We start from the raw sequence: 21,767 nt of genomic DNA, 5'->3' as shown, positions 1-21,767 counted from the left end.
CTACTTAAATAATTAAATTATTTAACTTTAGCTAACTCGTCTTGTGCTTTCTTAAGTATTTCATCCATATTTCCCTTTGAATCATTTGGTACTTTACGAACATCAAAATTTAGTCCAGCTTTTTTAAGTTTATTGAATGTATCGATATCTTGCTGATTGAAAGCAAGTACTTTACTTGGTTGAACTTTACCTATAGAATGAGCCATTGAACCAACGTTGATTGTCTTCAAAGGCACTCCACCTTCTACTGCTCTAAGAACATCTTGTGGGTTTTCGAACAGTAACATTGCACGTTGACCTCCAAAATGTTGGTCATCTTTTGCAAGTTTGATCATGTGATCTACTGGAATAACATGAGCCTTTACTCCTGGAGGAGCAGCTTGTGTTATTAAGTTCTTACGAAGCTTATCTCTAGATACATCATCTGACACTACAATAATTCTTGTAGGGTTCATAGCCTTTGTCCAAGCAGTTGCTACTTGACCATGAAGTAAACGTGAGTCAATTCTAGCTAAAACATACTCAAACTTTCCTGGAGCACCTGCATTAGCTTGTTGAGTTGGAGCAGCTTTAGCAGTTACTGGTTCTAACGCTTCAGGCTTAACCTTAATTCCTTCTTTAGCTGAGTTTACAATGAAAGTTGCAATTTCATGTGCAGTTCCCATTGATAAACGTGCACCATATGCTTCAATCAGCATTGGTAGATTTAAACCAGCTACAATTGCCCATTTGTCTTTATGTTCTTCAAATAGAGCATTTGCTTGATTGAATGGTGTACCGCCCCAAAGATCAACTAAGAACAAAACCTCATCTTGGTTGTCAAAGGATGCGATTGCTTCTTTCATTTTTGCTTTAAGGTCATCAGGTCCTTGGCTTGGCATTAACGCAATAGCTTTAACGTTTTCTTGTTCTCCGAAAATCATTGAACCAGATTGTAATATGCCTTGAGCAAATTCGCCGTGACTAGCAAGAATAATTCCTACCATTTTTTTATACCTCCTAATTATATATTTGTTACAAATACAAAAAGCATGAGCATCGAAATAAAATCTATAATATAGGTTGGTATTTTATCACACTGTTTATACACTAAATTTAATCATAAAGAATAAATAATAACGTTATAAAAGTATAAACATATGATTTCACAACCAATATTAAATAATTTTATTTAACTACGCTCATGCCTAATCGAATCAGTAACATGTCGAATATTAAGTTTTTATTGTAATCTACTTAAGAACCATATCTAAATGTTTCTCGTTTGAGTACGTTTCCATATTAACATTATTCTTTCCATGTTTCAACATATTTTTAAAAAAAATTTTCATTTTTTTATTTTGTCCATATTAAAATTCCACCTACACTGCAAAGAACTGTAAGCAATTATCTGTAGTTTTCTTAATTCTATCTACGATAGCTTGCCTAATACAATTAAATATTCATGATGTTTTTCACACAATAACTACGTAGTCCTGATTATTATATTACACTTACAAATCCTTATACTTCATTAAAATTCTATTTAGCTCACTTTCTACAAAAGTTCTTAATTCAATAGGCCTGATAATTTCTACATATCTAACAATTTTCATAATATCATCCACTGCAAATTGATATTTGTACATATTGATAGTTGCTATTATATAATCTTTATCCACATTAATTTCTAGTACCTCTAGTTCTTCAAGTAGGTGACCTTTATTTTTTTCTAACTTAATAACTACAGGATATTTTTCTTTCTGAACACATGAGTTTTTAAACATGCTTTCAGAATCTCTCCAGTATTCCTCAATAACAAAATCATCAGGTAATTCAAAGGATTCATTTAAAACTTTACTATCTATTATCCGTTCACACTTAAACGTTCTTATGTTCTTATTCTTTTCACAGTACCCTATTAAGTACCAATCCATCCTTTTTACAACTATACCATATGGATGGATCCTTCTTGTTGACGTTACCCCATTGTATTTGGTGTATGTAATTTCAAGCCTCTTTGACTGAAGGACAGCATATATAATAATATCAATATATTTTAGCCCATGGCTTTCCCCCCACCAAAGTGTGTCATCAAAATGGAATCTTTTCTTAACCTTATTTAACTCAGATACTTGATTTGGAGGTAATCTTTTTTGCAATTTCATTAATGCATTATTTAGTTTCATAGCCATATCACTTTGTTTATCAGGTATTATTCCGATACTGTTAATGTAAATATTTATAATTTCCTCTTCTTGAAGATAGTCTATCCCTCCTGAATAACCCTCCATAAGATATATTCCACCATTTGGACCAGGAGTTGTGGCTAATGGAATACCTGCTTCACACAAAGAATCGATATCCCTATAAACAGTTCTCAAAGATATTTCAAGCTTATCAGCAATTTCTCGAGCTTTTATCATCCCTTGGGACTCTATTAATAACAAAATTGAAATCAACCTATGAACTCTCATTAAAAAATCTCCCGAATTTTTATCATTAAATATATATTGTTGACAATATGATGTCAATGATATGTTGTTATACTTATCATAACATATTAATTTAGAGGAGTGAAAATTTGTGATTAAAAATACTATTAATAAAAGAGTTGCTTTGGTTGCTGGAGCTACCCGTGGTGCAGGGCGTGGTATTGCTATCGAGTTAGGTGCAGCTGGTTTTACTGTTTATGTTACTGGGCGTACTACACGTATGCAACGTTCTGAGTATAACCGTCCTGAAACAATTGAAGAAACAGCTGAACTTGTAGATAAAGCTGGTGGACATGGGATTGCTGTTCAAGTTGATCATCTAAATCCGGACCAAGTTCAAAGTCTTATTGAAAGAATCGAACGAGAGCATGGAAGGTTGGACGTTCTTGTAAATGATGTGTGGGGAGCAGAATATTTAGCTGAGTGGAATGTACCCGTATGGAAACATTCACTTAAAGATGGTCTTCGTATCTTAAGACTTGCTATTGATACTCACATTATTACCAGTCATTACGCACTCCCCTTACTAATAAAAAATAAGGGTGGTCTTGTTGTTGAAATCACTGATGGTACAGCTGAATATAACGCAGAAAATTACCGTTTATCTCTATTTTATGACTTGTCAAAATCCTCTATTCTTAGGATAGCATGGTCTCAGTCTAAAGAACTTGAAGCATATGGATGTACTGCTGTAGCCTTAACTCCTGGGTGGCTTCGCTCAGAAATGATGTTAGATCAATTTGATGTAAATGAGGAAAACTGGCGTGATGCTACTAAAAAAGAGCCTCATTTTATCATTTCAGAAACACCTCGCTATGTAGGTCGCGCTGTTGCTGCTCTTGCATTAGACCCAGACTTAGCAAGGTGGAACGGTCAGTCACTTTCTAGTGGACAAATGGCAAAGGTTTATAATTTTTATGATCTTGATGGTTCACAACCTGATTGTTGGAGATATATAACTGAAGTTCAGAGTGTTGGTAAACCTGCTAATGCTCTTGGATATAGATAATTGAATAAATAAAGGCGTTTTTTAAATCATTTAACATTTGATTTTAAAAAGCGCCAATACTTTTATATTCTATACTATTAGTTAATTCCTTCACTACTGCTTTAGTGCCGGTATTAATATACTTCCTCTATCTTTATCTTCTAAAGTAAACTCATAAACTGGTTGATAGAACCCTTTGCTATCTACCTTATAAACTAGTTTAACATCTTTTATCTCTAGTTTATCCTTTAATGAATATGCATTAAACTTTCCTTCTAAAATCTTATTATAGGCTTCTTGTTCTGATATAATTTCGTATTCTTTATACTTACTGTAGGATATAATTCTATTATCAAAATTCACTACATCTTTATTATCTGCAATATTACATGTTAATTCTCCATCAAGAATATTGTCTCCTATCTTGGCCATAGCTACTGATATTTCATACCTCCCTTTACCTTTATCAACAAAATCCACTTTATCAGGTAATGTAATAGGGAACTTCTCTAGTATTTTCTTTACTTCCTCATATTTTAATCCAATTAATCCAGCAGAATTATTATGATCAAGATTACTATAGCTTGCTATTAATCCAGTATAATATACCCATACTGAGCAATTTTTATCTTTTGAATAATATAATGTTGTCTCATCATAAGCATCACTACGAGCTTCATCCACCTTAGTATTTACTGCACCTAGTATTTTACTGGCAACCTTCAAGGTATCTTCCTTAGTTCCAACACTAGCCTTATAAACATATGCTTTACTTCCTATGTCTTTAAACTTTACTTTTGTGCTTATGTTTGTATTAGCCATATTCTGACGATAGCTAAAGGCAGCACTTAGATTTCCCAGTTCCTGCTTAGAGTAGCTTATAAATATAATGCTAAAAGCTATAATTGTAATACATAGTGGTATTTGCAGACTACATATAGTTAGCCATTTGCTTCTGGTCCATCTTTTCTTATCAATTAAACTTGCTTTCTTATGTTTATCCACTATAAGTAGTATAAAAATCATTACAATCCCATAGCCTATCATGCAGCCTAATGTGTTATTAAACATATCATCTAATTCAAAGACTCCTCTTCCAGTTACAAGTTGAATAATTTCTATTGCAACTGTACATAAAAAGCCTATAAAATAAGTCATATACCATTTTCTACACTTAATAAAAGTCATAGGCAGCATAAAACCTAGTGGAACAAACATTAATATATTTAATATTATGTATCTCCAATTTACTTTCGAAAAATTATTCCAAGCCTCTATGTAAGAGCTAAATAAATGCATATTTATGCTATCATTCATTGAAGATCTCATTCCAACCGTAGCTCCCAATACTATAATTGTGTAAAGTAAAAGCATACAGTATAATACAGCTTGTCTTACTTTTATTGTCTTTGTTCCTTTTAGAAGTCTTTTATATATAATAAAATATGCAATGCTCATTATAATGGATAATAATAAAATTCCTGCACCTCCTATTAAAAGGTACTTCTTTGCAATTCCTATAACCTCTAAAATTCTCATCTTCTTTTATCCTCTCTGTTTAGCGCATTTTCTTTAATTTAGTAACTATTTGGTAATTAGTATTTATAATGAATCTTAACATCTTACTAAAAGCCACACTACTTATAATAACATATATCGTAAATTTTGCATACTCAACCTATTTTATCCATTACTTATTATTCATTGCCTTAATCTATAAAAAGCTTACAGAAGTGACCTTCTCTAATAAGTTTTTTGAGGATCTGTATTTAAAAATTAATATGAGGATTTTTAGCATGCGGATGTATCTTTTTACGTTATCCACTAAAGCACCCACCTAAGCCCATGAAATTTGTAGCTTCAGACATATTAAATATTTACAGTTTTCTATAAAATAAAAATAGCCCTGAGCAATTTATATTGACGCCCAGGCCTACAAAACTCATTTATTTGTTCTATTCTTAACCTTGAAAGGTATAACGTAGACTTTTTCCTTAAACCTACCTAGAGAACAATCTTTATTTTTTGATCAGCTCTTTTAGTGATTTCAAAGGCTTTTTTAATCTATAGTTTAAACTCATTAATCATACTTCTGAGTTTTATATACTGCTTAACTGAAAAACTGGTAGCCACAAAAAATCCACAGCCAATCCAAGGCGTTGCAGCTTTAAAAAAGTCAACCAAATAGCTACCGCCCTCTCCTTTAAATACTGTAGTAAAAAATGATAAGTATTCTATTACACACGCAATTATAAACAAAGCTACGGTAACTATAAGTCTGTTGCTTTGAATTATTTTGCTATACATATCCATCCTTGAAAATCTGTCACTAAAAATTGATAAGTCGATACCATCTTCTTTTTTCCTGCGAAAATAACGCCACTTATCATGCTGCAATACATATTCCCAGCCGCAATCTTTAAACAGCTTAATATATTCTTCATCTGATGCATCTTTTTCCTTAAAATCAATCTGATAAACCCACTCACCAGAATCACATCTTTCAAACTGATACCTTTTTCCATTGGTTTTAACAAGTCTCCACCCATTTTTGTGCTCTTCTTCCAGCCATCTTTCCTCTTCTTCAAACTCCGCAATACCAAAGATTTTATTTTCTATTTTAGATTCCATCATACATATTCACCTCTGCTATTTCTATATAACCGTTCTATCCTTTTTAATTCGATTGTAAGGACTTCACTACCCAGTTCTGTGATGATGTAAAATTTTCGTTTCTCTTCTTCCTTGGTAAACTGAATCAGCCCATCATTCTCCATTTTTGATAGACTTCCATACATTGTTCCTGCACTTATGTTAATCTCACCATTTGTCATCTGCTTAACCTTCTGCACTATATTATAACCATGCATTTCGTTCTGCAGGCAGTACAGTATATAAAAGCCTGTTTCTGTCATTGGAATGTATACTCTTTTAATTTTATCTTTCATATTATGCCTCCAGAATTTCACCTCGATATATCGCACTGCTATATATCGTAATTAAATTATATAGCAGCGCGATATATATGTCAATAATTAACATAAATGTATGGTAAAATCATCAACTCATTATTATAGAAGGCCGAGGTACTAAAATTCTATTTTGTTGTAAAAGTGTAGATCTAGCTATATAGCCACTTATGGTATATTATGTTAATATATAGAATAGGAGAAATCATATAAGACCAATATTAGTGCTTTATATAATAGCAGCAATTTAATTAACTTATTTTAAAGAGGGTGATGATTTTTGAAGATTATTGAAAAAGAATTGAAATACATATTGAATAAAGATAATTTCCACAAATTTAAAGAGTTTCTTGAAGATAGATACATTAAAAAGGATTCTTTTAATCAAATTAATTATTATATAGATAATAAATTCCTAGAATTAAATAGTAGAGCGATTAGACTACGAATTAGAGATGTTTTAAATGATAGAATCGAGTTAACATTAAAATCCCCAATAGCCCATAATGAAATTATGGCGCATGCACATATAAAGATGGAAGAAACAATAGAACTAACACATGTTAATATGGAAAACTTAATTGAACACGGTATTCATTGTAATAAGGAGATAGTAGAATTTATAGATAATAGATTAAATGAAGTTATTGATATAAAGTCTCTAACAATAATAGGACAACTAGAAACCAATAGAACTAATTATTCTATCGATGATATTGATGATTTAATAAGCTTAGATATTAGTAACTATTTAGGAAAAGAAGATTATGAGGTTGAATGGGAATGCAGCGATTTAACATTCTGTAATGGTGTGTTGCTTAATTTCTTTAGAGAGTTAGAGATAAACTACGAAAAAGATAAAACTTCAAAAACTAGTAGATTTTTAAGACGCCTTAATAAATTAAAAGATATGGAAGATATTATTACGTAGAAAATATGAAGTATAACTCTCCTCATCCCTTAAAAGGTATGATATTTCTATTTTCAACTTAGCATAAGCCTTACATTACTTTACTTACTTTGTTATAATTAAAAGAGATTATTGTGGAGAACTTAAGAAAGAATATGGAGGTTAATCATATGGATATAAGTTATAGCCAATACTATACAGAACAGGATTTTGAAGAAATCCAATCTAAATACGATGGTAAAGCTGAATATGATAATGGCTTTATTACTCTAAGCTCGACCACTTCTATTGAACATAATAGAATCAAAAGAAAGATATTATCAAAGCTAGATGCTTTTTTTGCGGGGACTAAATGCGAACCCTTTGATGAACAAATTGAAGTAATTTTTGAATCTGAAAATGAACTTAGAAAATATAAGCCAGATATATTTGTTATGTGTGAAGATGCTACACGAAAAGGAGAAAGCTTCATATCTCCGCCTAAGATTGTGTTTGAAGTAGTATCTAAAAGTACCTCCTCTCATGACTATATAACTAAGCTTGCGGTATATCAAAAGTATGGTGTTCAGGAATATGATCTAGTTGAGCAAGATGGAAAAATCATTCAGTATTCATTAGAAGACGGACAATATAGAATTACCAATGTATTTAAAGGCAACGATGAATATATAAGCACAGTATTTATTGATTTGAAGATTAGTTTACAAGATATATTTCAATAATTACTAATTGAGGACCTAGTAAATAACTAGGTCCTCTTACATAATATTAATTTTGAATTTCTAAGCTTTCACTACTATATCAGTTAACCAAAAAACACTGATTCTTTATACCTAGCATAAAGAGTCAGTGTTATGTATGTGCCACTCCGTAATAAAACTTTATATTTAAAATAATTATTTTCTCAAAATCTTATCCATTGCTTTTCCCTTTGCAAGCTCATCAATTAGCTTATCCAAATAGCGGATTTCTCTCATAGTAGGTTCTTCAATATCTTCTACTCGTACACCACAAACTACACCTTTAATCAAAGTTCTGGAAGGGTTAAGCTTAGGTGCTTCCAAGAAGAAATTCTCAAAATCCACCTGTTTTTCAAGTTGATCTTCTAACTGTTCTTGACTATATCCTGTTAGCCAACAGATGATTTCATCTACCTCTGCTTTTGTACGTCCCTTTTTCTCCGCCTTCGCAACATAAAGGGGATAGACACTTGCTACACTCATTGTATAGATCTTATGTTTTTCCATGATATATCCTCACTTTTGTTATTTTATTTATTATAGCATGAAACCTTGAAGATTAATCCTTTTCTTGTAGTTCCCACTCTATATTATTAGGTTATTTTTAATACATTTTTTCTATCTTTAAATCAGGCATCAAGATTAGACTTTTTCATTCAATTCACTTATTCTTTTTTTATAATGTATCTGATTAGTTTTGGTATAACCTAAATGTTCATAAAAGCTCTGAGCATTAAAATTCTGACTACCTGTTAATAGCTCAATCTTTCTGATATTATTTTTATTGCAATAAAATTCTACATGTTCTATTAATCCTTTGCCAACTCCTTTTTTCTGATAATCCTCTTCAACATATATCTCAGTTAATTCAAAACTATAAGTTTTATAGCATACTGACTTAATTAATTGACCACAACAAAATCCAATTAAATTACCTTTATATTCGGCTACCAAAACTCTTTCACTTTCAATATTACCAAGATGTTTTCTAATATCCTCGATATCATTTGTATCTGGACCATTAAATAAATCATTGAGTAGTTTAAATTTTTCAGCGTCCATAGAATCAGCTAATCTATAAAGTATTTCATTATCCATACGTACCCTCTCCCCTTGGCTTTACCCATTTTACCATATATTATTCATTCCTATATTATAATATTTTTCGTAAATATATTGTAATATAGTATAACATTTTACCTAAAACTAGAAAAATACAATATAGAACATTTTGCCTATACTTAATATGTTAGTCTAAATGTTTTAATTCTTGTAGTCTTAAGCCTAATAGCTGTATTAGCAACAATCAAACATTAGATTTTAATATTTGTCTTACTTCTTCATCCTCTTATAGGAATCCCTAATCATTTTATCAGGTAGTCCAATCTGCCCTTCCATCACATCCCCTACAAAACTACCTAAATCTTTATAAATTAAATAGCCAGTGTAGGCTGCAGCAATAGAATCTAAAAAATCATCTTTATCCTTTTTCTTTGCATTACTCAAAATATCCTCTAGGTTACTTATTCCAGTATTCTTAAGAAGTAGATAACGCTGATTTAAGCCTTCTTCAGTATTTTTATTAAAAGGCAACTGTCCTGCCAACACTGAAAATGAAGCATGAGGAAAAACTTCAACTAAGCCTCTTTCTCTATTGTCCATATAATTATCTTGATTTAAAAGAATATAATTTTTCTCCTTGAGAACTTCATACAACCAAAGCCCCTTCTCCATCCATGAAAGATCGTTCCTAAGTCTTACTTTCTCAATTGAATCTGGTGTAGGGAAAGGATTGATTCCTCTTCTTGAAAGTTCATATTCAGACACCTTCTTATTATAGTGACCATTTATCTTACGTCCTAAGGCTGCTCTATAATTTTCATCATTCATAAGCCCAGTATTTAGGCCTGATGGTGCATCTATTGAAACTATTTGAGGCTTATACTCTAACACTTTATCTACTGTCTCTTCCAAAGAAAGATTTTTAACTTCTATAATATTTAAATATTCATCTATTACAGCGGTGACTGTTGAACGTAGATGAACGTCTATTCCTATGAATTTCAAAATATACACTCTCCTTTTATCTTAAGCTAAACTTTAAAATAGTGTTATATTGATTATCTTATATTTTTATAAAATTTCAGATTAAAATATAGCGCAAATAATGCCAAGACAATAAAAGTTCCTATCTTTGTTACAATAGCACCAATGGGAAGCGAGATTCCTACCTTTATCTGAAATATTGTTTGAATAGGAAGCATTATTCCAACAATAGTACATACTGTTAACAACAATGGTAGCAGAATATATCCAACACTACTTCGTTTCTTCAATTCAGATAAACAAATTAAAGCTGTTGGCGCAATTATCTCCATATCCAAAACATATGTAATTTGTGTTGTATATACTTCAATTAGTTCTAAAGAACGTCCTGATACTAAAGATTTAATGATGTCTGGAAGCCAGGCTACAATAAGCGAAATTCCCGTTAACAGTAAAAACATATAAACACCTTTAGACGAAACTTTATCTCCCATTCTATGTTCAACTTGTGTTTTATCTATAGTGTTAAACGCTATAATTAATCCAAAAAGACTGGATGAAAAAAGTGCAATATATACCAAGTGTAATACATTGTACGTAACTCCAAAGACAATACTAGCAGAATAACATGAAAAGGTGTTCACTTGGTCTTAGTATAAAAAAAGCCTTATACTATGTATTAAATAAATGTTGTTACTTATATCTAATAGGACAAGCTATAAACTACCAACATTTATTTAATACATACGCCAATAGAATAAAAAAGGTCACTTACATATAAAATGGACCCTATAAAGTCCATGATTAATAAAAGGAGGTATTCTGCCTCAAATTAATTAGCTCTACTTTATAGGGTCTTATTCTTAAGTTAATTTTCAATCAAATATCCTTTTATTATATCTCTATCAATAAATAAATCTTTGAAGTCCTGACTTTCAATAATATTTAATATAGTAGTTTCATCACTTGAAGATTCATTCCTATCTTTATTAAACATATTATTCCCCCCTTTAATATTTCCCATAGATGTATCACTTCGTAGTAAAACTTATTATTTTAAAATTCTCTCACCAGAACCAGTGAGAGTTTTTTTTAATATATTTTTAATCCAAGTAGTTTATCTTTATATTATAGCCAAAATAGATTTATTATTCCAGTTGTTTCTAAAAGCACCTCTTCTCACAACAATATTACTCAGTTTTATATCTCTTTTCTGCATTTTATCATTAAAAAGTTTACTGGAGGTTTATCTGGATTATCCTTATATATATCATCAATCTCTACAAAATCTATAAGGCCATAATCTCCAAATTCTCTCTCTATAGACTTAGAATTATAGAAAAACAGTTTTACCCCATAGGTTGTTTCATAATAATTTTCAGCAAGCTTCGTGCCATTACCGTACATTGGAGCTTTTTCTGAAACAGCCGTAAAAATCATATATCCACCTGGTTTTAAATGGTTATAGCAATCATTAATAAACTTTTTTCTTTCCTCTTCATTCAACAAATGAATAAGCGCAAAGCTAGCTACACCATCATAGAGTTTATTTTCAAAAGGCATATCTGATACTGACCCATGATAAATTTTATTATTAATTCCATTTTCTTTTGCTATATTAATTGCCGTCTTAGAAATTTCAATTCCTGTAACTTCCATGTTATTATCAATAAATGGTTTTGCATTCCTTCCATACCCAATACCTGGTATTAAGATATCCTTTAGATTATTTTCAGCAAAGTAATCTGCTACTACAATTGCAGTACTTGATGGCTCAAAGCCCCACATTGCTTGCTTTTCTGCAAAACTCTTTTCCCAAAACTCTGACATATAAACATCTCCTTTAAAACTTTTTGTGATTTTATTATTAACGTAAATCTTATTTATAATAAAAGTATAATTATTTTAATCGAGCATATTACAGACTGTATTTATCTATAATTAAAATATAAAAACACTTAGGAAATTAAAGCGTTTTTATATAATTTCAATTAGTTTTTTATCTTTAAGATACGTTTCCATTACATTTTCTGCTTCTTCCATTGCTCTTTGGATTTTGCACTGATGATTTTCATCCATTTCACAGATGAACATAGGGCTACTTCCTTCAGTTGCTTTAATTACATCTAAAAGTGAAATATCTTCTTTGTTTTTACGCAAAATATAACCACCATTTACACCAGGGGTTGATTGAATTATATTAGCTTTTACTAACTGTGTTAAAATCTTTGACAAATAACTAGGCGAAATATTTAAATGGTTTGCCAAAGGTTGCAAACTTAAATTATCTCTTTTATCATACTTAATCATATATGCAACTATATGCAATGCATAATTAGTAGCTTTTGTATATTTCATGCTAAACCTCCATGTATGCTTAATCAGATATTACAGACTGTATTTGTCTATAATATATCTGTTTATACTTTTAGTCAATACTTATTAATAATCAAGTAATCTTTATTATATTTTTTATCTAAACGTACAAACTCTATCTTCAACATTATTATTAAACAGAGCCAAATTATTATAGAGCTTAAGTATATTTTAGCACATAGCTTTTTCTTATAATTAAAACAATAAAACAAAACCCTTAAAATCACAATTACTTGATTCCAAAGGTTTTGTTGTTATATACGGATGTGTCGTTAAGCAATAGAATTTATATTTTTAAGTTCTTCGCACTCCTCTAATAACTTCCATTTGCGGCAACAAGATTCCAATACCATTCTTTTTAAACTGTGTTGCTATTTGAGATGTAAGACTGACCATTGATTTCTTTCTGTCCTTACCTTTACATCTTCCCGTAAATCTTAAATGCATTTTGCCATCGCTAAATTTCTCAATGCCTTGAAATTCAGGTTTATCTACAAAGGAAGGATATTTTTCCTCTGGATTTTCAAGAACAGCTTTCACGATTGCTTCAATCTCTTTAAAGGGCACCTTAACTGATACCTTTGCATCTATGTTGATAGTACTCAAATTGAAGGATGCATTATTGAAATTTACAAAGTCTTTGCTTTTAATCTTTTTTCTGTTTTCATCTCCATCTTCTAAGGTGACATAAAATAAATTTTTGTCTACTACAAGTCCTGCATACTTCTTAATAATAATAAAGTCAAAAGGATGTATTAGATCTTCAACTTCAATAAATACTCCTGCTAGTAAGTTAGCAATAATCTTCTTGCTTCCTATCCCTACCATTAAAGCTGTTACTGAACTGATTGATTTTAAAGCCTTAGGGTTAACTCCTAGTACTACCAAGGAGTTAAAGGTCATGTTAAAGAACAAAATACAAATGATCACAGATCCTAAAAACTCAGTTATCATTTCATTTGTGCCAAAATCTCTGATAACAATCTGTACTAGCGTTCTTACAACAGCAGTTAAAATAAAAGCAAAAAGTAATTCTGATACAATTTTAAATGCCTTGACACTTACAGCTTCTGTTCCAAATGTCTTTTGGTAGAACGCCATAAAAACTAACGCTACTACCAGACAAAAGATTGCCACTGCCAGCAGCAGATGCTTACCTTTTTTCTTGGCAGCCATTTTTCTCACACTCCTTGTACCCTATCTTAATGTATATCATTCTCTATATGCTTTGATAATTCCTTATGCCTAAGCATGAATTCTCTTGCCTTATTTATGTCTTCTTTAGTTGGCTTTGAAAATTCAGTACTATCATTTACCACTATGTGCGGATATGGCATGTCAATGTTGCATTCATCAAATAAAAGCTTGATCTCACGATTAAGTTCTCTTCTTATTTGGAACTTATCCTTTTCGTGACAGTTTGCAATAATCTTAAGGCTTACACCGTTAGTGTTTAATGCACCAACACCCTTATAAAATGGGCCTTCAACAATTCCTGTTATTCTTGAACCTATTTCCTCTAATCTTTCAGCAAGAATAGCTTCAACTCTTTCAAGTGATTCACCGTATTCGATCTCTACGTCACATACTGCTAGCGAAAGGTGATTTGTCATGTTTATTACATCAGTTATTTTTGAGTTGTTTATAACCTTAGTGTCTCCTCCAATATCTACTATTTTAGTAGTACGGATACCTACTTCCTTGATGGTTCCTCTAAAGCCGTTTGCTATTACTACATCTCCAACCACAAAAGTTTTTTCAAATACAAGGAACAAGCCTGCAATAACATCTTCAATGATAGATTGTGCTCCAAGGCCTACAGCTAATCCAAGTATACCTGCACTGGCAAGTAATGTGGTTGTATCTACACCTACAGCCCCTAAAAATAAGAATATTATAGCGATACCGCAGCCATACTTTATGAAGCTATCTAAAAGATTTATTGCTGTCTTACCCTTTTTAAAAACATTTAACAGCTTATTTAAAACATATCTTGCTAACTTACTTAAGAAATATACTAGTATTATATATGTCATACATTTTAAAATATTAGGCAGATTGTCCATTAAATTACCCTTAATATCAAAAATTGAACCGATATTTTGTGTAAAAATATTATCTGGTCCAAATAGTTTCTCTGCAAATACTCCTATTAGAATAAAAGCAGCAATGGACATATAAAGTAAAATATTAATAATCATTGATATTATTTCAACCTTAGTTTTTTTCTTTTTTTCTTTCTTTATGTTTTCACTCATTTATCGCACCTCAATTTTTAATAATTGCACTGTAAACAGTTTTTTGATTAATATTATTATTACGGTCGCTAGGCATAGAGGAATTTGCTATTAGTTCAACAGTATATTGTGGTTTTGAATAGCTCTCTAAGCTTAAAACCGTATTTTTTGTAATATCAGGTATTGGGATTTCCCCCTCTACTTTTCCATTATCCTTTAGTATTAGCTTGTACCCTGAATAATAAGAATAAATATCAGAAACTTCAAATTTAATGTATAACTTCTTATCTGAGTCATTTCGCTCTGTTGTTATTCCTGATATCTTAGGTTCATACTCTTTTTCACTCTTCATTGTTCTAAAGCTTTTAGTTAAAAAGGTACGCTTTATACCATCTACAGCCTTTATTGAAAAAGTATATTTCTTATCAGGCTTAAGGTCCTTTACCATATCGCTAACTGTACCTGTATCCACTTCTTTCTCATAGGTTTTATCATCACTGCTCACACTTATTAGAAGTTTTTTACCGGTTTCGTTATTAATATCAGCTGAGTACTCAACATAGTTTTTTCCAACATCAAAGGAGGCTATGTTGACTACTGGTGCATCACTAAAGGCAACTGTTACTGCCACTACTGCGGTGACAGCAACGGATGCAAATATTCCAGTGATAGATTGCATGTTTTCCCTTAACGAACCTTTGCCCATGCCCTCATTATCGTCCTCATCTATACTATGTAAATCATGTTGTTCATTTCTAGTTTCGTGATGGCTATGTGTTTCATCAACCTTTGAAGCGTTATCCTCAGATACCACTGCATAGGATTCATCATGTATCACACGATCATTATCTAAAACACTTTCCTTTTCTTCACCTCTTACAATAAAATCATCCATTAACTCTCACCACCTATCTTTTCAGAAGTCTTAATTTTGTTTTTAGTGTATAATAGTGCAATTAGAAGTCCTAGTGGGATAAGTGCAATAAGCCAGCTTATCATAGGTGCGTAATGCTTATCAAAGACAACTGCAAAGGTAGAAAACTTTTTAGAGTGAACGATAAGCTCATCTCCATTAACCTCAAAGTACTCTCCGTTTACAGGTTCCTTAGAAATCATCTGCATTTCTCCATTATGCTCTCTAACAATCTGATAATTGTTTTTATTTTTACTGCTAGCTGTAAGCTTAATCTTAACGGTTATCGGTTCATTGGTTTCACTGATATATCCCTTTGATACCTTTCCAGTGTTGTCATATACGAGCTTTTCAATTTCTACATTGTAAAGTTCGCCAGAGACCTTTCCAAGAGAACTGATATACTGCTGCACTTCCTTAATTTTTTCAGGTGATATCTTCTGTTCATCCAGGGTATCAACCTTTACCTCAACCTTGCCCCCATTTCTAAGGGTTTTCTGCTCTGTAACGGTTAGATAATTTGCTTTTGTAAAGTCAAAGATTTTATCAAGCTTGTCAACATATATTCCCTTTGTACTGTTTTCCTTTGATGGAGCTACAGAAACAGCACTGGATGGAAATGCAAGCACAAGTTCCATAAGATCCTTATCTTCAACATTAATATTCATAGCTACATTTCGTTTTTCATCTGTAGCTCTAAGAGAATAACTTCCCTTAGGCACCTGTATAAATCTAAATAATCCATGTTCATCTGTAGTTGCAGCTGCAAGAACAGTTTGATTTTTAAGTATTTCAACCTTTGTTTCTTTCATGATGTTACCAGAAGCATCAGTTACACCACCGAAGATAGTATAGGTTTTATCAACCCATTTTGGATATAAGGTTATATTGCTTTTAACTGTATCAAAGGCAAACTCGAAAGGCTGTGTTAGCTCTTTATCAAGATACCATCCAGCGAAAAGCTTTCCTCTATCTTCTGGTTTGCTTGGAATAGGTCTTACAAGCTGATCATAGTTAATGCCAGTAATAGGCTTTAGAGTTTCACTTCCTACAGGAGCAAAGCTTACGGTATAAGTATCTTTTGTAAACTTAGCATAAATAGTAGTGTTGCCCTTTACTATGTCCTTTTCAAAATTCCAAGGCTTTGTAAGGCTACTATCTTGATACCATCCTGCAAAGCTTGCATTCTCTAAGGTTGGTACTTTAGGCTCTGCTAACCTTTTGCCATAAGCTACAGAACTATAAATAACATCTGGTGTTCCATTATTGGTTCTCATTGTTACGCTGTATATTTTATTGCTCCAAACTGCATATAGATTCATGTTATTATTAACTTTATCGTAAGTAAAGTTCCAAAGCTTACTTCCATTTTTTTCAGTGGACCATCCAACAAAGGCACTACCAGCTTTTACTGGCTCATCTGGAATGTTTAAAAGTTGTCCCTTCTGAGCAAAAGCGTCCTTTAAGAGCTCTTTTCCGTCGCTATCCTTAAAGCTTACAGTAAGTTTTTCATAAACCATGAGCTCAGCTTTGTTGTAAACTATGCTATAGCCTTTTGCAGCAATATTGTTAAAGCTTAAAGTGTGAGCACCTTTTGTAAGTACTATGCTGTCACCGCTGACTATCTTGTCATCAATAACTGCCATCACATTTGAAGTATCTAAAATATCCTGAACCTTTTCGTCTTTTGAAAGACCACTTACGTTATATTCTAGATCTTTGACCTTTATTGAATCTCCCTCAAAATAAGCACTTCCATTAGCAGAAATAGTTAGCTTTTTAGCTGATTCCGGAGTTTTTATAGTAAAGTGTATCTTCTTAATCGTAGTAACTCCTGAGTTATTTTCAACCTTTAACTCAAGGTAATGTTCACCTGAAGAATTAAATTGCTTAGTGAAAGTATATTCCTTAGTAAGCTTTTCACTTTTTCCAAAACCTTCTGTGATATCCACATAGTTAGTAAAGCTATCAAACTTATAACTAACCTTGTATATTCCCCCCTCATCTTTAATCTTTGCAGTTACAGTAGCTGAAACATCCGTTATCTCCTGTCCATCATTCATCACTGCGTCCTTTAGCTTAAAGTCTTCCACAGTAGGAGTCTTATCTGAAACATACCATAAGGTACTATCTGAAGTTTTACCTTTTAATAGTATTCTTTCACCTTCGTTACCGGCAACATCAACAGGATAAATTTCAATAGTTACTTGTTCGTCCTTTATCTGATCCATAGGTAATTCAAGGATTGCTTTTTTATCTTCAACCTTACTGCTTCCTTTTAAAAGCTCATTTCCATCAGCATCTTTTACGATATACTCTATGCTATAAGCAGTGCTGTCACCAACATCAGAAACATCTAAAGTTACCCTAAAGGATTTTTTAAAGAAGTTACCAAAGCTTAAGAACCTTCCTATACCTGCTAAAACACCATCATTCACAGTGTCATACTTTATTTCATCTTTGTTTATCTTAGGTACATGACTATCAACTTTGTACAAAGCCTCTTTAGCAGTGGTAGTTATTGCTCCTGTAGAATTATTTCTCAGGTAATATTTGTAAATTTTCTCTTTTCCATCTGTACTATCAAGGTTAATAGTATTACTCCACGTATTACCCTCTAAAGCATTACTATCACTTATTTCATAGCCCTCAGGTGCAGTTAATACAACCTGTCCAGTATGCCAGTTTTCTTTTCCTTGTGCTGGATTTAATGCACCATTCTTGTCTGTAGTGTACTCTAATACTTTAAACAGTACCTTTTCCTTATTAAGTACAAGGTCATAGTTATCTTTTAGGAAGGTACCATTATCCTTAAGTACGAGATCTCCAAGGAAAATTTCATAAGAACCAATGGTTTCTCCAGACTCACGGGTTAATTTATTTTCAAAGAACGGTGTTTCTCCTGTAGTATTTCCTTCATACTTATATTGCAGCTCTTGATCCTTCTCGCCGTAGTATTTACTTTGTGAACTAGTTGGATTTATTGTTATTTGCGCCTTGTCTATATTAGCTTTTATATTTCCAGGCTGTACTGAAAGGTTGTAGTTAGCCGCTTCTGTACCGCTTAGTGCAAATCCAGTAAAGCTAATCTCTAAGTCTTTTCCTGCATTTTTATTTATAAAGTTTCCTTGCCCTACTGTTATTTTTAGATTCTCACTATCATAATTTTCAGACAAGGTTCCGTTATTAGTGAGCTTTGCTAAAGCATTTCCGTCATAAACCTTATTAGAAGCAGTTACTCCGTTAATTTTCACTTCTTTTTTAGCTATATTAACCTTAACTTCAGGTTGTACTAGATAGTAATTATCCTTCTTTGTACCTGTAAGCACAGGAGCTTCAAAGGCTACTGTTCTAAGCCCTACATCCTTACTTGAACCTATTCCCATTGTAGGCATCACGGAATTAGCATCATCATTGCCTACTATTCCTACTAAGCTACCACCAGTAAGAGCCACTATGTTTGTTCCGTTATACTCCCTATCTACCGCAGTAAGGCCAGCAATTTTTAGTTCTTTCTTTACGGTAGTATAATTGGAACTTGTAGAACTTACTGGGTTGTAAGTGCCATCAGAACTTTCTTCCTTATTAGCTGTAATCGCAAAGGATCCAACACCTATTATTTTCACTTCATTTCCTTCTACAACAGCAACATCAGTATTGGTAGATGAATAAGTTACCTTTCCATCTCCATTTCCCCCTGAAGTTCCTACACTAAAGGTATCTCCATAGGTTATGTTAGAAGTTGGTATACCAGTGATGGTAAGTCCAGATTGTTCTGCTTTATTTATAGTAAGTTTTTTTGTAACTGCTGCGAGCTGTTTATACCCTGTCTGCATTGTAAATGATGCTGTTACACTATAAATACCTGCATTTTTAGGTGGAACTTCTGTTGGTCCATAGAAGGTAAGCCCTATTCCCTCATAGCTATATGTTACACTTGACACTCCCATGGGCAAGGCGGATAAAACATTAGTCCGTGGTTCTCCATTGTATGTTACAGTCTTATCATCAAACATTTGATTTGTAACCTCACCAGGTACACTCTCAACTATCTGCCCATTGTTTACTGTAAATGAGCTCGCTGACAATGTATAATAGCTGCTTTGCATTCCAGTAAGACTAAGCCCTGATACAGTTACTGATTTTCCATCTCCAACATTTGCATTATCAAACTGAGCTGAAGCATAGTTTATACCTACATCGTCATTTCCAATTTTGCCTAAATAAGAAGTTACACTTCCACCTGGTAATGAGGTATTTCCATCGTAATTCTTCTGCGGATTAGCAATACCTGATGGAGTTAAAACCGCTTTTGTTATCTCAAAGTCATTTGAAAGCTCATTTTCTACAAAAGCCTTTTGCAAACCTGCAGGAGTTAGAATTATATTTATTGTATATTGCCCTGGATATATTGGTGCATCAGCACTGTTATATACCGTTGAATTTCTGCCAGTATACAAGATAGTATAATCTGTATTCAAAGTAAGACTCACACCAGAAATTATAGGTAATAAACCCTTTCTCTCACCATTATAATCAAAATTTCCAAACATAAGGAAGTTGGCAAGAGCCGGTGCAGGTCCACTTGCTGGCATTGTATAGCTTGCACTGCTGCTTTTTATAGCAGAATAACTTTGATCCATTCCTTTATCATATTTTGAAAACTCTACGAAGTATCCACTAAGTAGCTCAGATGCAGCATAATCCACAGGTAAGTCATTCCAAGCCCTATTATTTTGATACATGTAATTGACCTGAAGGGTGTTTTCCTTACCATCTACATAGTTTGGCTCACCAGGAGTCCAGTTAGTATATCCAAAGGATCTACCACCTGCATACTTTCCTAAATAAAATATTCCTCCAGCTTCTGGTCCTGTGGCCCAATAGAAAACATTTCCCTCATTGCTTATATCCAGTGGGTTTATAAAATCGTCATCCAATATGGCGGTTTTATTGCTATCCTTTGTAAGACGAGTTCCTCCCGCCCATGCTGGTAATGCTGAAATGTTTGTTAGTACTTGATCCTCAGCCTGTGAAGTAATAGTTACAAGATAACCTTTCATTCCCATGAAGTTATATTGCTTTGCGGTGTTATACGCCTCCTGCCATGGAACAATATTATTTACAAACATATAATAATGAGGATTATTTACATCATTTGGAGGATTTAATTGAGTAATTGAAGCCCCCTGTGGTAAGTTTGTCTTATTACCATCAACAGTAATAGTAACCACTGCATTTGGTGTAAATCTAAACACGATACCTCTAATAAAATTCTGAGCCTGTACACTAGTAATACCAGAACTAAACACATAAGTCTGCATTGTGGTAGTTCCTGAGGTATTTCTTAAGGTTGCAGAAACCGCTGGTGAAGAAGGAACTGACATAATGCCTGTGTAGTTTGTCCCTTTAATCATAATAGAAGTAATGTTTGTGCCTTTAACCACTGCATCCTTAAAACTGTAATCAATTGTACTACTCCAAGTAGGTGTTCCCATCACCACACTCATAATCTCTTCATCCGCAGACACAGCATTAGTTGGCGGCAATATCGTTACTATGAAAATCAATGAAAGTAATATGGAAAACACTTTCTCCATAAAACTTTTTTCTCTGCTTTTGTGTACCTTTGTCTCCATATTTCTTCTCCCTCGTTGATAATAAGTCTTTGATAAAGATTATCTTGCTATAGTTCTAAAAATTATTTCTTATTTAATTAAAAATTTATATCTTCCACTAAATCACTTGAAGCAATGATTTCATGGCAAAAACTAATTAAATTTCTATAAAAAAATCCTATATAACCCAATAATTCTTTAACTTCCACTGATCCTTATCTAAGGTGAAGTCTCATAGTTACACGGGGCACAGCATAAGCGTCAGCTTGTACTCACAATATAGCTTACTTATTTGGGTTCATATAGGATAAATTTCTTTATTATTTCAACATTATTTTCCATATTACTTCAATTTTCAACAATTTATTATATATTATCATGGAACTTTAGTTAATACAATGTTCATAATATGGATAAATTAAAGAAGAAACTCCGTTTTGGAAAGTTTTTCATCTAATTAATAAGTATCTTATAATCAACGTTCTTCTTTATTTTT

General features: G+C 32.4%; 19 protein-coding genes. 3 read left to right on the top strand and 16 right to left on the bottom strand.

What is annotated here, in order from left to right; translation table 11 throughout:
- Nucleotides 1–17: 17 nt before the first annotated feature.
- Both JHL18_RS21325 and JHL18_RS21320 read right to left on the bottom strand, forming a co-directional pair.
- Nucleotides 18–986: a mannose/fructose/sorbose PTS transporter subunit IIA gene (locus JHL18_RS21325; RefSeq protein WP_200272986.1), complete on the bottom strand. Its 969-nt coding sequence runs from the start codon at nucleotides 984–986 to the stop codon at nucleotides 18–20.
- 507 nt (nucleotides 987–1,493) lie between these two features.
- Nucleotides 1,494–2,456, bottom strand: coding sequence for a helix-turn-helix transcriptional regulator (locus JHL18_RS21320; protein ID WP_200272984.1), 963 nt, complete (start codon nucleotides 2,454–2,456; stop codon nucleotides 1,494–1,496).
- Nucleotides 2,457–2,565: 109 nt separating this feature from the next.
- Between JHL18_RS21320 and JHL18_RS21315 the strand changes: the two genes are divergently transcribed.
- Nucleotides 2,566–3,483 (top strand): SDR family oxidoreductase, encoded by a 918-nt coding sequence (locus JHL18_RS21315; RefSeq protein WP_200272982.1) that lies wholly within the window; start codon nucleotides 2,566–2,568, stop codon nucleotides 3,481–3,483.
- A 93-nt stretch (nucleotides 3,484–3,576) separates the two neighbouring features.
- Here the strand turns inward: JHL18_RS21315 and JHL18_RS21310 are convergent, their stop codons facing one another.
- The 3 genes from JHL18_RS21310 to JHL18_RS21300 all read right to left on the bottom strand — a co-directional run bounded on the left by JHL18_RS21310 (nucleotide 3,577) and on the right by JHL18_RS21300 (nucleotide 6,410).
- Nucleotides 3,577–5,001: a VanZ family protein gene (locus JHL18_RS21310; RefSeq protein WP_200272980.1), complete on the bottom strand. Its 1,425-nt coding sequence runs from the start codon at nucleotides 4,999–5,001 to the stop codon at nucleotides 3,577–3,579.
- A gap of 525 nt (nucleotides 5,002–5,526) precedes the next feature.
- Nucleotides 5,527–6,093, bottom strand: a complete 567-nt coding sequence (locus tag JHL18_RS21305; RefSeq protein ID WP_207753082.1) for a DUF2812 domain-containing protein — start codon at nucleotides 6,091–6,093, stop codon at nucleotides 5,527–5,529.
- Entirely contained in the window at nucleotides 6,093–6,410 is a 318-nt protein-coding gene (locus JHL18_RS21300; protein ID WP_200272976.1) for a PadR family transcriptional regulator, read from the bottom strand. The genes JHL18_RS21305 and JHL18_RS21300 overlap by 1 nt, the downstream gene beginning before the upstream one ends.
- 322 nt (nucleotides 6,411–6,732) lie before the next feature.
- On the opposite strand from JHL18_RS21300, the gene JHL18_RS21295 reads away from it, so the two are divergent.
- Nucleotides 6,733–7,362 (top strand): CYTH domain-containing protein, encoded by a 630-nt coding sequence (locus tag JHL18_RS21295; RefSeq protein WP_207753081.1) that lies wholly within the window; start codon nucleotides 6,733–6,735, stop codon nucleotides 7,360–7,362.
- Nucleotides 7,363–7,511: 149 nt separating this feature from the next.
- Nucleotides 7,512–8,063 (top strand): Uma2 family endonuclease, encoded by a 552-nt coding sequence (locus JHL18_RS21290; RefSeq protein ID WP_200272972.1) that lies wholly within the window; start codon nucleotides 7,512–7,514, stop codon nucleotides 8,061–8,063.
- A gap of 174 nt (nucleotides 8,064–8,237) precedes the next feature.
- Here JHL18_RS21290 and JHL18_RS21285 read toward each other — a convergent pair whose 3' ends face one another.
- The 11 genes from JHL18_RS21285 to JHL18_RS21240 form a co-directional block, all read right to left on the bottom strand.
- Nucleotides 8,238–8,588: a DUF2200 domain-containing protein gene (locus JHL18_RS21285; RefSeq protein WP_200272970.1), complete on the bottom strand. Its 351-nt coding sequence runs from the start codon at nucleotides 8,586–8,588 to the stop codon at nucleotides 8,238–8,240.
- Nucleotides 8,589–8,723: 135 nt separating this feature from the next.
- Nucleotides 8,724–9,179, bottom strand: coding sequence for a GNAT family N-acetyltransferase (locus JHL18_RS21280; RefSeq protein ID WP_200272968.1), 456 nt, complete (start codon nucleotides 9,177–9,179; stop codon nucleotides 8,724–8,726).
- Nucleotides 9,180–9,413: 234 nt separating this feature from the next.
- A complete protein-coding gene (locus JHL18_RS21275; RefSeq protein WP_200272966.1) occupies nucleotides 9,414–10,148 on the bottom strand; it encodes a DUF429 domain-containing protein in 735 nt (244 codons plus the stop codon).
- Between the two features lie 53 nt (nucleotides 10,149–10,201).
- Complete coding sequence (locus JHL18_RS26095) at nucleotides 10,202–10,771, bottom strand: hypothetical protein (protein WP_243278091.1); 570 nt, start codon at nucleotides 10,769–10,771, stop codon at nucleotides 10,202–10,204.
- A 224-nt stretch (nucleotides 10,772–10,995) separates the two neighbouring features.
- Nucleotides 10,996–11,124, bottom strand: a complete 129-nt coding sequence (locus tag JHL18_RS26390; RefSeq protein ID WP_274600989.1) for a hypothetical protein — start codon at nucleotides 11,122–11,124, stop codon at nucleotides 10,996–10,998.
- Nucleotides 11,125–11,327: 203 nt separating this feature from the next.
- Entirely contained in the window at nucleotides 11,328–11,957 is a 630-nt protein-coding gene (locus JHL18_RS21265; protein WP_200272964.1) for a class I SAM-dependent methyltransferase, read from the bottom strand.
- Between the two features lie 147 nt (nucleotides 11,958–12,104).
- Complete coding sequence (locus JHL18_RS21260; RefSeq protein ID WP_200272962.1) at nucleotides 12,105–12,485, bottom strand: RrF2 family transcriptional regulator; 381 nt, start codon at nucleotides 12,483–12,485, stop codon at nucleotides 12,105–12,107.
- A 312-nt stretch (nucleotides 12,486–12,797) separates the two neighbouring features.
- Nucleotides 12,798–13,679, bottom strand: a complete 882-nt coding sequence (locus JHL18_RS21255; RefSeq protein WP_200272960.1) for a mechanosensitive ion channel family protein — start codon at nucleotides 13,677–13,679, stop codon at nucleotides 12,798–12,800.
- A 26-nt stretch (nucleotides 13,680–13,705) separates the two neighbouring features.
- Nucleotides 13,706–14,761 (bottom strand): mechanosensitive ion channel family protein, encoded by a 1,056-nt coding sequence (locus JHL18_RS21250; protein WP_200272958.1) that lies wholly within the window; start codon nucleotides 14,759–14,761, stop codon nucleotides 13,706–13,708.
- 10 nt (nucleotides 14,762–14,771) lie between these two features.
- Complete coding sequence (locus JHL18_RS21245; RefSeq protein WP_200272956.1) at nucleotides 14,772–15,635, bottom strand: hypothetical protein; 864 nt, start codon at nucleotides 15,633–15,635, stop codon at nucleotides 14,772–14,774.
- Nucleotides 15,635–21,292 carry an InlB B-repeat-containing protein gene (locus JHL18_RS21240; RefSeq protein WP_200272955.1) on the bottom strand — a complete coding sequence of 1,886 codons (5,658 nt, stop codon included), beginning with the start codon at nucleotides 21,290–21,292 and terminating at the stop codon, nucleotides 15,635–15,637. The genes JHL18_RS21245 and JHL18_RS21240 overlap by 1 nt, the downstream gene beginning before the upstream one ends.
- Between the last annotated feature and the right edge of the window lie 475 nt (nucleotides 21,293–21,767).

The organism is Clostridium yunnanense, from assembly GCF_016595795.1.
Classification (GTDB): domain Bacteria; phylum Bacillota; class Clostridia; order Clostridiales; family Clostridiaceae; genus Clostridium_AR; species Clostridium_AR yunnanense.
This window is presented reverse-complemented; position numbering and strand designations above follow the sequence as displayed.